The sequence below is a fragment of the Luteimonas viscosa genome, from assembly GCF_008244685.1.
In the GTDB taxonomy this organism is placed as follows: domain Bacteria; phylum Pseudomonadota; class Gammaproteobacteria; order Xanthomonadales; family Xanthomonadaceae; genus Luteimonas; species Luteimonas viscosa.
Window position 1 is genome coordinate 20,129 of sequence record NZ_VTFT01000002.1, and the last position, 13,188, is coordinate 33,316.

Annotated in this window: 10 protein-coding genes; 7 read left to right on the forward strand and 3 right to left on the reverse strand. The window is 68.0% G+C overall.

All coding sequences use genetic code 11. The features are described 5' to 3' along the window. Nucleotides 1–88 precede the first annotated feature (88 nt). The 7 genes from FZO89_RS14835 (at nt 89) to prpE (ending at nt 9,537) form a co-directional block, all read left to right on the forward strand. Nucleotides 89–583 (forward strand): peptidylprolyl isomerase, encoded by a 495-nt coding sequence (locus FZO89_RS14835; RefSeq protein ID WP_149104228.1) that lies wholly within the window; start codon nt 89–91, stop codon nt 581–583. 186 nt (nt 584–769) lie between these two features. Continuing rightward, nucleotides 770–1,975, forward strand: a complete 1,206-nt coding sequence (locus tag FZO89_RS14840) for an aminotransferase class I/II-fold pyridoxal phosphate-dependent enzyme (protein ID WP_149104229.1) — start codon at nt 770–772, stop codon at nt 1,973–1,975. Nucleotides 1,976–2,107: 132 nt separating this feature from the next. After that, nucleotides 2,108–3,094 carry a malate dehydrogenase gene (locus FZO89_RS14845; RefSeq protein ID WP_149104230.1) on the forward strand — a complete coding sequence of 329 codons (987 nt, stop codon included), beginning with the start codon at nt 2,108–2,110 and terminating at the stop codon, nt 3,092–3,094. Further along, a complete protein-coding gene (locus FZO89_RS14850; RefSeq protein WP_262378728.1) occupies nt 3,091–4,119 on the forward strand; it encodes a glycosyltransferase family 2 protein in 1,029 nt (342 codons plus the stop codon). Before FZO89_RS14845 ends, FZO89_RS14850 begins: the two co-directional genes overlap by 4 nt. A gap of 55 nt (nt 4,120–4,174) precedes the next feature. Then, entirely contained in the window at nt 4,175–5,908 is a 1,734-nt protein-coding gene (locus FZO89_RS14855; RefSeq protein WP_149104231.1) for a glycosyltransferase family 39 protein, read from the forward strand. Nucleotides 5,909–6,229: 321 nt separating this feature from the next. Next, the gene (locus tag FZO89_RS14860; RefSeq protein WP_149104232.1) at nt 6,230–7,480 is read left to right on the forward strand and encodes a hypothetical protein; all 1,251 of its coding nucleotides are present in this window, start codon (nt 6,230–6,232) and stop codon (nt 7,478–7,480) included. A 158-nt stretch (nt 7,481–7,638) separates the two neighbouring features. Continuing rightward, nucleotides 7,639–9,537, forward strand: a complete 1,899-nt coding sequence (gene prpE / locus FZO89_RS14865) for a propionate--CoA ligase (protein WP_149104233.1) — start codon at nt 7,639–7,641, stop codon at nt 9,535–9,537. 37 nt (nt 9,538–9,574) lie between these two features. Here the strand turns inward: prpE and FZO89_RS14870 are convergent, their stop codons facing one another. The 3 genes from FZO89_RS14870 to yczE all read right to left on the reverse strand — a co-directional run bounded on the left by FZO89_RS14870 (nt 9,575) and on the right by yczE (nt 13,126). Next, entirely contained in the window at nt 9,575–10,033 is a 459-nt protein-coding gene (locus FZO89_RS14870) for a cell wall hydrolase (protein WP_149104234.1), read from the reverse strand. Nucleotides 10,034–10,352: 319 nt separating this feature from the next. Beyond that, nucleotides 10,353–12,392 carry an NADPH-dependent 2,4-dienoyl-CoA reductase gene (locus FZO89_RS14875; RefSeq protein WP_149104235.1) on the reverse strand — a complete coding sequence of 680 codons (2,040 nt, stop codon included), beginning with the start codon at nt 12,390–12,392 and terminating at the stop codon, nt 10,353–10,355. Between the two features lie 110 nt (nt 12,393–12,502). Further along, the gene (gene yczE, locus FZO89_RS14880) at nt 12,503–13,126 is read right to left on the reverse strand and encodes a membrane protein YczE (protein WP_149104236.1); all 624 of its coding nucleotides are present in this window, start codon (nt 13,124–13,126) and stop codon (nt 12,503–12,505) included. Nucleotides 13,127–13,188 lie beyond the last annotated feature (62 nt).

The window sequence follows — 13,188 nt, forward strand, 5'->3', positions numbered from 1 at the left end:
TGCCGGAGGACAGGGCACGAAGTGTGAAAGGGAAGCCCGGTATTATAGCCGGCCTACCGGCCAATCCGGCCACCTGGAGCTGAATCCCATGACCCTTTTCGCCACTTTCGACACCGACCGCGGCGCCATCAAGGTCGAACTGCACGCCGACAAGGCCCCGCTGACGGTCGCCAACTTCGTCAACCTGGCCCGCCGGGGCTTCTACGACGGGCTGGCGTTCCACCGCGTGATCCCGGATTTCATGATCCAGGGCGGTTGCCCCGAGGGCTCCGGCCGCGGCGGCCCGGGCTACCGTTTCGAGGACGAGACCGGCAACGGCGTGAAGCACGACCGCGGGGTGCTGTCGATGGCCAACGCCGGCCCGAACACCAACGGCAGCCAGTTCTTCATCACCCATATCAAGACCGACTGGCTGGACGGCAAGCACACCGTGTTCGGCAAGGTCACCGAGGGGCTGGACGTGGTCGACGCGGTGAAGCAGGGCGACGCGATCCGCTCGGTGAAGATCGAGGGCGACGCCGAGTCCGCGCTGGCGGCGCAGGCCGACCGCGTGGCGGAGTGGAACAGGATCCTGGCCGCCTGAGCCCACGCCTCGACGCGGTTCGCGGACCGGTACGCCGGTCCGCGGACGGGGAGCCCTGCGGACAGCCGCAGCCGCTGAGCGGGCCGGCAGTCCAACTGCCTGCCCATGTTAAGATTTCGCGCTGAAACACGGCCGGACCAGGCGTCCTGCGCAACGTGTGTCCCACCCACCTCAGGTCCGTCGCAGATGCCGCAACTCGCCCGCCGCATGGGTCGTGCCAAGCCGAGCGCGATCATGCTCGTCGCCGAGAAGGCGCGGCAGCTCAAGGCGCAGGGGCGCGACATCATCAGCTTCTCGATCGGGGTCCCGAACTTCCTGCCGGGCGCCCATGTCTACGAGGCCGCGCGCATCGCGCTCGAACGCGACAGCGGGCAGTACGGCAGCAACCGGGGCACGGATGCGCTGCTGGATGCGTTCCTGAAGCACATCGAATCCGCCGGACTGACCGGCTACACCCGGGCCCATTGCGCCACCGGCATCGGTGCCAAGCACGTGCTCTACAACCTGTGCGAGGCGCTGCTCGACGAGGGCGACGGGTTCGCGTTCGCCACGCCCTACTGGACCACCTACGTCGACATCGGCGAAATCGTGGGCGCCCGCATCCAGCTGCTGCCGTGCCCGCCGGAACAGGATTACAAGCTGGTACCGGACCAGCTCGAGGCCGCGCTGGCGTCGAAGCCGAAGATCTTCCTGTTCAACAATCCCGCGAACCCGACGGGCATGGTCTACACGCGCGAGGAAATCTCCGCGCTGGCGGACGTGGTCGCACGGCACCCGGACACCTGGATCATCACCGACGACATCTACCACCGCATGGTGTTCGACGGCGTGGGCTACCACAATTTCCTGCACGCGCGCCCCGAGCTGCGCGAGCGCGTGATCTTCGTCGACTCTCTGTCCAAGACCTACGGCATGCCGGGCTGGCGGGTCGGCTTCATGGCCGGTCCCGAGGCGGTGGCCAGGGCGGTGACGACACTCAACTCGAACCACATCACCAACGTGCCGGAAGTGGCGACGGCCGCGGCGATCGCCGCGTTCGACGGGCCGCAGGACGTTCCCGCGGCCAAGGTCGTCGAATTCCAGGCCAGGCGCGACCAGGTGATGGCGGCGCTCGAATCGATCCCCGGCCTGGTGTGCCCGATGCCGCGGGGCGCGTTCTACGCCTTCCCCGACGTCAGCGTCGCGTTCGGCCGGACGCACACGCCCACCGGCCTGCGGATCGAGAGCGACGTCGATCTGTGCAATGCGCTGCTTGAAGCCAAGGGCGTCGCCTGCGTGCCGGGCTCGGCCTTCGGCGAACCCCGTGCGCTGCGCATCTCCTACACCTGCCCGGAGGCGCAGCTCGCGCCGGGCCTGCAGCGCTTCCGCGAATTCTTCGCGGAACTGGCCTGAGCCGGGGCGGCGGGTGCGCATCGCGGACGTACGGCTGGCCAGGCTCGCGGGCGCCGCAGGCATCACTCATTCCATTGGGCCACCGCGTGTTCCGACGCGGTCCCGCATTCCACCTTGCAAGAGGACATCGTCATGAAAGCTCCCGTTCGAGTCGCAGTCACCGGCGCCGCCGGCCAGATCGGTTACGCCCTGCTGTTCCGCATTGCCTCCGGCGAGATGCTGGGCAAGGACCAGCCGGTCATCCTGCAGTTGCTGGAACTGCCGATCGACAAGGCCCAGGCCGCGCTCAAGGGCGTGATGATGGAACTGGAGGACTGCGCGTTCCCGCTGCTCGCGGGCATGGTCGGCACCGACGATCCGGAAGTCGCGTTCAAGGATGCCGACGTCGCGATGCTGGTCGGCGCGCGCCCGCGCGGCCCGGGCATGGAGCGCAAGGACCTGCTGCTGGAGAACGCCAAGATCTTCACCGCGCAGGGCGCGGCGCTGAACAAGGTCGCCAGCCGCGACGTCAAGGTGCTGGTGGTCGGCAACCCGGCGAACACGAATGCCTATATCGCGATGAAGTCGGCGCCCGATCTCGATCCCAAGAACTTCACCGCGATGCTGCGCCTGGACCACAACCGCGCACTGAGCCAGCTGGCGAACAAGGCCGGCGTGGCGGTGGGTGAGATCGAGAAGCTCGTGGTCTGGGGCAACCACAGCCCGACCATGTACCCCGACTACCGCTTCGCCACCGTCGGCGGCGCCTCGCTCAAGGACCGGATCGGCGACGACGACTGGAATGCAAACGAGTTCATCCCCAAGGTCGGCAAGCGCGGCGCCGCGATCATCGAGGCGCGCGGCCTGTCCTCGGCGGCGTCGGCCGCCAACGCCGCGATCGACCACGTCCGCGACTGGCTGCTGGGCAGCGACGGCAAGTGGGTGACGATGGGGGTCCCGTCCGACGGGTCCTACGGCATTCCGGAAGGCGTGATCTTCGGGTTCCCGGTCACCACGCAGGCCGGCAGGTACGCCATGGTCAGGGATCTTCCGATCGACACCTTCAGCCAGGCGGCCATCGACAAGACCCTGGCCGAACTCGAGGAAGAGCGCAGCGGCGTGGCGCACCTGCTGGGTTGATCGACACCGTGGACCAGAGCCGTTCCGTCGCGGGCGCGCCGTCGGGAGTGGGAAAAGCGGCAACGACCGCGACGCGCGCGGTCGCGGTCGTCGTTCCGGCTTTCAGGGCGAGTCATTCGGTGGTCGATGTCGTACGCGGCATCGGGGCCGATGTGGACCACATCCTCGTCGTCGACGACGCCTGCCCCGATGGTTCGGGCAGGCGGGTCGATGAGGAAGTCGACGACCCGCGTGTCGAGGTCATCTTCAACCCGGTCAACCTTGGGGTGGGCGGCGCGATGGTGGCGGGGTACCGCCGCGCCATGGATCTGGGTGTCACAGTCTGCGTCAAGCTGGATGCAGACGGGCAGATGGATCCGGCCCTCATTCCGCGCTTCATCGCTCCGCTGCTCGCGGGCGAAGCCGACTACGTGAAGGGCAACCGCTTCTTCCATATGCGGGACGTGGTGGAGATGCCGGGCTTGAGGCTGCTGGGCAATGCCGCGCTTTCATTCCTCAGCAAGCTGTCGACCGGCTATTGGCACGCCTTCGATCCAACCAATGGATTCACCGCCATCCATGCTGCGTGCCTGGAGAACATTGAACTCGAAAAGATCGACCAGCGGTTCTTTTTCGAGAGCGATCTTCTGTTCCGCCTGCACCTGATCGATGCGGTGGTGATGGATCTGCCGATGCGCGCGACCTACGCCGATGAGACCAGCAACCTCAGTCCGATGCGCGAGATCCCCCGGTTTGCCGTCTCGCACACGAGGAATTTCCTCAAGCGGATCTTCTACGAGTACTACCTGCGCGATTTCAACCTGGCGTCGCTGCAACTGCTGGGCGGTAGTCTCCTGCTGCTGTTCGGAGCGGTATACGGCGCGACCATATGGATCACCAACCTCGCGCGGGCAGCCGAATCCCCGCCTGGCACGGTGGGCGTGGTCACAATGGCGATGATCCTGGGTTTCGTGTTCATCCAGGGCTTTGTGGCCTTCGACTACGCGCGAATCCCGCAGCGTCCCTTGCAGCGCAGGCTGCAGTAGCCAGCGTGGCTCATTGTTCGTCGCGACCTTCCACTCCGGACCAAAGGTGAACAGGATGTTCCAGCGCCACCGAATGGATGCCTTCGGCCTGGGCGTTGCCCTGTTCGCTCCGCTCCTGCTCGCGTATCTGTACTACACCGGCCTGTACTGCAGCGACGACACCCGATACCTGATCGGCGCGATACGTATCGCGAGTGGCGAGGAGATCTCCACGACTTCGGTGGCCGAGCGTCGGGTCGTGCTGCTGCTGCCGGCGGCGGCGATGTACGCGTTGTCCGCCAGCGTGGAGCTGTCCGTCGCCATCTATGGGTTGTTCTTCCTGATGCTGGGGGGCACAGGGTTCCTGCTGGCCCGCCAGTTCTTCGGGCCCCTGGGCGCTGCGGCCGCGGCCGTACTCGCGGTGTCGCAGCCCGTCGTGTTTCTGTACGCCGGTGCGATGGCGCCGGATATCGCGTCTTCGGTGTTCCTGGTGGCAGGCCTGTACTGCCTGTGCCGGTGGATAGGCGGCGACCATGCCTCGCGCAACGCCCGACGTAGGGCCCGGGCATACGCGTTTGGCGCGGGCGCGAGCCTGGCGGTCGGCTTCGTAGTCAAGGAGAGCGGAGCGGTCGTGCTGGTGATTCCGGCGGCGCTGCTGCTGTGGAAGGCCTGGCGTGACCGGGTGTCCATCGCAGTTCTGGACGGCATGGCGATGGCTACCGGGTTCGCCGTCGTCCTGCTGATTGAGATGCTCGTGTTCCGGGTAACGTCCGGAGACTGGTATTCGAGTGTGGGGAGCCTGTTGTCTCCGCATGACTTCACCGGTTACGCCGACGCACAGGGGCGGACCGTGAGGGCGAGACTCGATTCGCTGCGTTACCTGCTGGGCGATCATTCCTGGGCGCTTTTCCTCTTCGCAGGGGTCGCGACGGCACACCTGCTCTGGGACACCTTCAGGCGACGCCTACGGGGTCCGGCCGCGACGATGTGGTGGACGATCGCAGCATTCTGGGTCTGGCCGCTGCTGTACTTCACCTACGGGTCGGGTTCCTTGTCCGAGTATGTTTTTCCGGTCATGCAGCAGCGCTATTACGCGCCCTGCATCGTGCCGGCTGCGTTACTTGTGATGCGGTTGCTGACCTCGCTTGCCGGCTGCGCTGGACGAAGTTGGATCCGGATTCCCGTCCTTGCGGCGCTCTGCCTCGTATGGCTCGCGCTGTCCAGCGGTCCGAACAGGGAGTGGAACCAGCGTGGACTGATCTATAGCGCGGCAGCGAAGGAAGCGTTCGAGCTGGCGCTCATGGACGCCCAGCGCAGGTACCCCGGGGTGTCGGTGGTCGATACGCCCTCGGGCTGGACGACCGATCTCGCCCGTTGCCGGGCGCTGCTGACACTCGATACCGATCAGGAGCGGGAGCGGTTTGCGGACATGCTGCGACGGGAGACTGATCGGAAGGGGCGGTTCGACTATCCTGCGCTTGATCAGGTGGATGGTCCGCTGCTCCTGGTGGGGCACGGAGACTATCTTGGCTCGTCCAAGCCGCCGCGATGGGTCAAGCCACTGCAGAGGAATGTCCGCGACGGCAGGCTGCGCATCCTCCGCGTGGGACGCTTCACTGCGTTGCCGACCCTGGCCCCGGACACATGGTGGTTGCCGCGGCAACTTGCGGCTCGTGCGTCCCGGGCGGGTCCGGCCGAAATAGGTGCGGGGCGGATCCCCGAGCTTCAGGAGTTGGACGAGCATGCGCAGCTGTCTTCCGTGGAGGTCTATCTGGTCGAGCAGTCGACAGGCCTGCCGAAGGTCGACTGATCGAGCGGCACGCCAGACGGGCGCGATCTGCTTGCCGGGACTCCCGGCGCATGCAGCGGTGCACAGACCCAATGCTGGCGGTTCAATCGAGCGTGAAACCGAAGCGGTTCGCCTTGTGCGCGGGCAATGGCGGCGGTATGACGCGCGCGGCAGGTCCGCACTGCCATCGCTTCGCGCGGTAGCGCTCGCCGCAGCGCAGCTCGGGAGAGGCGCATCGCAGCGGAAAAGGCATGTCGGTCGTTCGGAAGGCGGGTCGCGCAAGTGGTCGTGAGTCGTCGTGGCAGCGCCTGCCCGGGCGGATGGGCATGGGCGCGCGTACTCGTGCTGCAATGGCTGGCGATGACCGCGCTTGGCATCTGGCTGGCGCTGTGGTGGCAGCCTGCGCCTCACAGCGACTGGGGCTATTACTGGTCTGCGGCGGGATCGGTCTCCGCGTACGAGCGTGGCGGTCTCTCGCTATGGCTGCTGGCGCTTCCGAAGGCCCTGGGCTGGTCGCCGGTGGCGTCCGCGCTTGCACTGAACCTGCCGGCTGCGACAGTTGCGCTTCTGCTCGCATGGCGGGCTGATCCGACTCGCTGGCGCGTGCTGGCTCACGCGACAGCGGTGTATCTGCTGCTGATCACGCCATTTTTCGGAATCGTCCAGCTCGACCTGATCGCCGCCGCGCAGCTGGGGATCGGCGCGTGGCTGGCGGTGGGTCAAGCCAGGCAGGGTTCGCATTGCTTGCGTGTCGCCCTAGCACTAGTTGCGGTCGCGTTGGCCGTGTCGACCAGGCCGCAATATGCGCTGGTGCTCTGGGTGTTCGTGCCACTGACTGCGTTCCTGCTCGCGTTTCGCGGCCGCCCCGGATCGCGCGCGCTCGTCGTGCAGGTCGTGTTGCTGGTGGGATCCGTGCTGGGGTTCGCTGCCGACATCGCGATGCGCCAGGCCAGCGGGCGCACCGAGGAGATCCGCACCAGTTCGGCGGTCACGCTGTATGCGGGACTGCTGGCGTCCAGTGATCGCTGGAGCCAGCGCTGCGGCAACTGGTCGCCGGCCGCGGCCGCTGCCGCGCGCGAGGACCTGGATCGTCCGATGTTGCGGGCAGTGGTGGATCGGCTGGCGGCACGTCCCGCCAGCCACTGGGCATCGGTGATCGCATGTAAGGCACCGCAGATCGGCAGTCCGCCTCCCTACGCCTTGTACTGGCTGTTCGAGGCTCCGAACGTGCGCGAGCGCATCGATGCGAGCCCCGACCGGGATCGGGTCGAGGCTGCCTACCACACCCTGCGCCGGATCGAGAACGTCGCCTATCGGGGGCTGTGCGTGGCGATCCTGGCGCTCTGCCTGATGACCGCGTGGCGGCTGCTCCGTCGCGGCAATTGGCTCGGCTGGATCCCGCTGGCATGGGTGGCCGGATTCTGGGCGGTGCACATGGTGTTCGAAGTCCAGGGACGCTATTTCCTGGGCCTCTACCTGCTTGCGCCGTTGTGGTGTGCGCTCGTGCTGCACACGCTGCCCGCGAACGTGGCACGGGCTGGTGGGGAACCGGACACGTCCGCGCCGTCGGGGGTGGCGCATCCCCGGTGCTGATTGCCGCGAACCGCGCATCGGCCACGCCGATCGGCACGCCGGAAAGGCGCCCAAGGCATTGATTCGAAAGTCTTCCCTCCGGTACCGACCAAGGTCGTAACGCCGCGAAGCCGGGCAAGGCCTAGCCTTCACCGCAGCAGTCGGCGGGAGGGCCGGTGATGCGCTACGAAGACTGGTATCGACGCTCCATCGAGGCGCCTGAGGAATTCTGGGGCGAGCAGGCGCAGGCGATCCACTGGCACCGGCCACCGCGGCGGATCCTCGACGATTCGAACCCGCCATTCCGCAAATGGTTCGTGGGCGGCGAGACCAACCTGTGCTTCAACGCCGTCGATCGCCACCTCGACGCGCGCGGCGAGCAGCTGGCGCTGGTGGGCTGGTCGAGCGAGACCGGCGATGTCCGCGAACTGACCTATCGTCAGCTGCATCGCGAGGTGAATGTGTTCGCGTCCGTGCTGCAGTCGCTGGGCGCCGGCTGCGGCGACCGGGTGGTGATCTACATGCCGCACACGGTCGACGCGGTGGTCGCGATGCTGGCCTGCGCGCGCATCGGCGCGATCCACTCGGTGGTGTTTGGCGGCTTCGCTGCGCTCAACCTGGCGATGCGCATCGACGACGCGCGGCCGCGCGTGCTGGTGACCGCCGACGCCGGCACCCGTGGCGGCAAGGTGATCCCGTTCCTGCCGCTGGTGAACGAGGCGCTCTCGCGAAGCGAACATCCGCCGCAGCGGGTGCTGGTGATCGACCGCGGTCTTGCCGGGCCGTTGCCGCTGCGGGAAGGGCGCGACGTCGACTATGCGCAACTGCGCAAGGCGCACGAGGACGCGAACGTTCCCGTGGTCTGGCTGGAATCGAACGAGCCCAGCTACATCCTCTACACCTCCGGCACGACCGGGAAGCCGAAGGGCGTGCAGCGCGATGTCGGCGGCTACGCGGTGGCGCTGGCGCTGTCGATGTGGTCGGTGTACGACATCCGCCCCGGCCAGGTGATGTTCTCCACGTCCGACATCGGCTGGGTGGTGGGGCATTCCTACAACGTCTACGGGCCGCTGATCGCCGGCGCCACCTCGATCATCTACGAGGGCCTGCCCACCCACCCCGATGCCGGCATCTGGTGGCGCATCGTCGAGCGCTACGGCGTGCGCACGATGTTCTCCTCGCCGACCGCGTTGCGGGTGCTGAAGAAGCACGATGCCGCGTTCATCACCGACCGCGACCTGTCGAAGTTCGAGCACCTGTTCCTCGCCGGCGAACCGCTGGACCAGCCGACCGCGCGCTGGATTTCCGACGTGCTCGGCAAGCCGGTGATCGACAACTACTGGCAGACCGAGACCGGCTGGCCGGTGCTGACGCTGCTGCCGGGCCTGGACATGAAGCCGGTGCGCTTCGGTTCGCCGGGACTGCCCAACCTGGGTTTCAACCTGCGCGTGATCAACGAGGTCACCGGCGAGGACGCGCCTGCCGGCGAGAAGGGCGTGCTGGTGATCCAGCCGCCGCTGCCGCCGGGCTGCATGACCACGGTCTGGCGCAACGACCAGCGCTTCGTCGACAGCTACTTCAGCCACTTCAAGGAGCTGTTGTACAGCTCGCTCGACTGGGCGATCCGCGACGAGGACGGCTACACCTTCATCCTCGGCCGCACCGACGACGTGATCAACGTCGCCGGGCATCGCCTGGGCACGCGCGAGATCGAGGAATCGGTGTCGAGCCACCCGGACGTCGCGGAAGCCGCGGTGATCGGCGTGCACGATGCGGTCAAGGGCCAGGTGCCGATCGTGTTCGCGACGCTCAGGCGGGCGCAGTCGGGCGAGGAGGCGAACGAGACCGCGGCGCAGATGCAGAAGGTGGTGGTCGAACAGCTCGGCGGCGTGGCCAGGCCCGCGCGCGTATACGTGGTCAATGCGCTGCCCAAGACGCGTTCGGGCAAGCTGCTGCGACGTTCGCTGCAGGCACTGGCGGAAGATCGCGACCCCGGCGACCTGTCGACGCTCGACGATCCCAATGCGCTGGAGGAAGTGAAGCGCGCGCTGCTGCGGGGGCCCGAGGCCGGCAGTTGAAGCCGGTCGGACGACGATCAGGCGCCGCGCTCGCGCATCAGCCGCCGCGCGGCTTGAGCTTCTGCACCTTGAGGAAGGTGTGGTCGCCGATCGTCGCCACCTGGTAGGCATTGCGCCAGCTCGGCGCGGCGATCGCGTGCGCCATGAAATGACTCGCGCCGGGCACGATCTCGTTGCGCTCGCCGGCGGGCAGCGCCCAGTTGCGCTCGGATTCGATCGCGATGCTCACCACCTGCGCCCAGGCCTCGGTGTTGTGCATGCGCGTGCGCGGCGAGACGATGGTCGGCGCGAACTGCTTGCGTGCGGTCACCACCTCGCACATCGAATCGCCCCACAGGCCGCTTTCCTCGCGCCGCAGGGCGACCTCGGCCACGGCCTGCTGGCCACGGACGGACTGGTTGCGGGCTTCCAGGTACAGGGTGGTGCTCAGGCAGAGCGAATCGGCGGCTTGCGGCGACATCAGCGAGGCCAGCCACAGGATCCAGTCCAACTTCATCGGGGAACTCCTTGCTGCGTTGCGCCCGGTCGCGGCCGGGTCGTTCCCTTGGCGGAGAACAACGCCATCGGCGGCGATGGTCGGACATGGCGTACTGGGGAGGGCAGCGACTCTGAGGCGCTTTTGCCCGGGCACCGAAGTCCGCGCGAAACGCGGGCCGGGCCGGTCCCGCCAGTCTGGGCGGGAGAAGTGCGCGCACGGTACGGGCGCAAGACCGAATCGTTCCTGAACGGCGGTCAGGAAGTGGATGATTCGATTGGGGTTTTTACTGCGTAAGTCCTTGTTGCGACGCCGCAAATCAAGGGCTTGCCGCCGACTCCTACAGCGTCGCGGCCAGTCGGCTGGCCTGCGCGATCGCACGCTTGGCGTCGAGTTCCGCGGCCACGTCCGCTCCGCCGACCAGATGCACGCGACAACCGGCGCCCTGCAGCGGTTCGAGCAGGGCCCGGTGCGGCTCCTGGCCGGCGCAGACGACGACATGGTCGACCGGCAGCGTCTGCGGCTGGCCATCGACACGCAGGTGGAAGCCATCGTCGTCCACCGCGACGTACTCCACGCCGCCGATCATGCGCACGCCCTTGTGCTTGAGCGTGCTGCGATGGATCCAGCCGGTGGTCTTGCCCAGGCGCGCGCCGGGCTTGCCCGGGCTGCGTTGCAGCAGCCAGACCCGGCGAGAGGGCGGCTCGACGCGCGGCGGCGTCAGTCCGCCGGCGCTCTCGAAGTCCGGGTCGACACCCCATTCGCGCATCCACGCGGCGACGTCGAGCGTGGGCGAGGGCGCCTCCTGCACCAGGAACTCGCCGACATCGAAGCCGATGCCGCCGGCGCCGACGATCGCCACGCGTCGCCCGGGCACCACCCTTCCGCTCAGCACGTCGGCATAGCCCACGACTTTGGGATGGGCGTGTCCTTCGAACGACACCGCGCGCGGCGTGACCCCGGTGGCGAGCACCACCTCGTCGAAATCCGACAGCGCTTCGGCGGTCGCGTCTGTGGCCAGCCGCAGCTCGACGCCGGTCTCGCCGATGCGGTATCCGAACCAGCGCAGGGTTTCGTGGAACTCCTCCTTGCCGGGAATGCGCTTGGCGAGGTTGAACTGCCCGCCGATCGCGTCGGCGCGATCGAACAGCACCACGCGATGGCCGCGCTGCGCGGCGACCGTGGCGCAGGCCAAGCCTGCCGGGCCCGCGCCGACCACCGCGATGCGTTTCGGCGCGGTGGTCGGCAGGTAGTTGAGTTCGGTTTCCGCGCAGGCGCGCGGGTTCACCAGGCAGCTGGCGGTCCTGCGCTGGAACACGTGGTCCAGGCAGGCCTGGTTGCAGGCGATGCAGGTGTTGATCGCCTGCGGCTTGCCGGCGCGCGCCTTGTCCACCCATTGCGGATCGGCGAGCAGCGGCCGCGCCATCGACACCATGTCCGCGCCGCCCGCGGCGAGGATACGTTCGGCCACGTCGGGCATGTTGATGCGGTTGGTCGCCACCAGCGGCAGCGTCACGTGCGGGCGCAACTTGGCGGTGACGCCGGCGAACGCGGCGCGCGGCACCGAGGTGGCGATGGTGGGCACGCGCGATTCGTGCCAGCCGATGCCGGTGTTGATCAGCGTCGCGCCGGCCGCCTCGATCGCCTTGGCCTGCTGCACGATCGCATTCCAGTCGGAGCCTTCCGGCACCAGCTCCAGCATCGACAGGCGGTAGACGATGATGAAGTCGTGGCCGCAGGCTTCTCGCACGCGGCGCACGATCTCGGTGGCGAAACGCATGCGTTGCGACACGTCGCCGCCCCAGGCATCGTCGCGCCGGTTGCTGCGTGCGCTGAGGAACTGGTTGATCAGGTAGCCTTCCGATCCCATGATCTCGACGCCGTCGTAGCCGCCGTCGCGCGCGAGCTTCGCGGCGGTGGCGTAGGCGTCGATGGTGCGTTCGACGCCGCGCGCCGAGAGCCGCCGCGGCGTGAACGGCGTGATCGGCGCCTTGATCCGCGAGGGCGCCACCGACAAGGGGTGGTAGGCATACCGTCCCGCGTGCAACAACTGCAGGCAGATGCGCGCGCCGTGCGCGTGCACCGCGTCGGTGACCTGGCGATGCTTGCGCGCTTCCCACGGCCAGGCGAGACGGCTGGCGAACGGCGTCAGCCAGCCTTCGAAGTTCGGCGAGAAGCCGCCGGTGACGATCAGCGCCACGCCACCCGCCGCGCGCTCGGCGAAGTACGCGGCGAGTTTCGGGAAGTCGCGCTTGCGATCCTCGAGCCCGGTGTGCATCGAGCCCATCAGCACCCGGTTGCGCAGCGTGGCGAATCCCAGGTCGAGCGGCGCGAACAGGTGCGGGTAGGGTGGGGGCGTCGCGGAGCTGGCGGCCGTCATGTCCGGATACGCTGGCGTATGGAATGCGCACGATGCCGCGAAAGCGGCACTTGGGCAAGGGCACGCCGGGTACAGGCGCGGCAGTCGCGCCGGTCGCTGCGCTCGGGCCGTCAGGCCGGGCTGGGCTGGGCTGCGACCGCCGGCAACCGGGTATCGAGCCACGGCAGGGTCCTGCCGACCATCGGCCCGATCAGCAGGGCGAAGGCGAGCGTGCCCAGGCCGACGGTGCCGCCCATCCACCAGCCGGCCAGAAGCACCGAACCCTCGATCGCCGTGCGCACCATCCAGATCGGCCAGCCGAAGCGTGCGTGGAGGCCGGTCATCAGGCCGTCGCGTGGACCGGGACCGAAGCGCGCGCCGATGTACAGCCCGGTGGCCACGGCCAGCAGCCACAGGCCCGCGGCGAACACCAGCACCTGTTGCCACCAGAGCGCGAAATCCGGCAGCAGCCACAGCCCGAACTGCGCGCTGGGCCCGATCAGCAACACGTTGAGCACCGTGCCCAGGCCCGGCTTCTGCCGCAGCGGCCACCACAGCAGCAGTACCGCCACGCCGATGAGATTGGTCAGCAGGCCGAAGGACAGGCCGGTGAGGTTCGCCGAGCCTTGCGTCAGGACATCCCACGGCGCCACGCCCAGGCCCGCGCGCACCATCAGGCTGATGGCGATGCCGTAGAGGAACAGGCCGGCCAGCAGCTTGGACAGTCGCAGCGGCAGCAGGCGTGGTGGGGTCATGTCGCGATTGTCGACCGGATGCGGCGCGCGCGGTGGCGCGGTTCCCGCTCCACAGTGTTCCG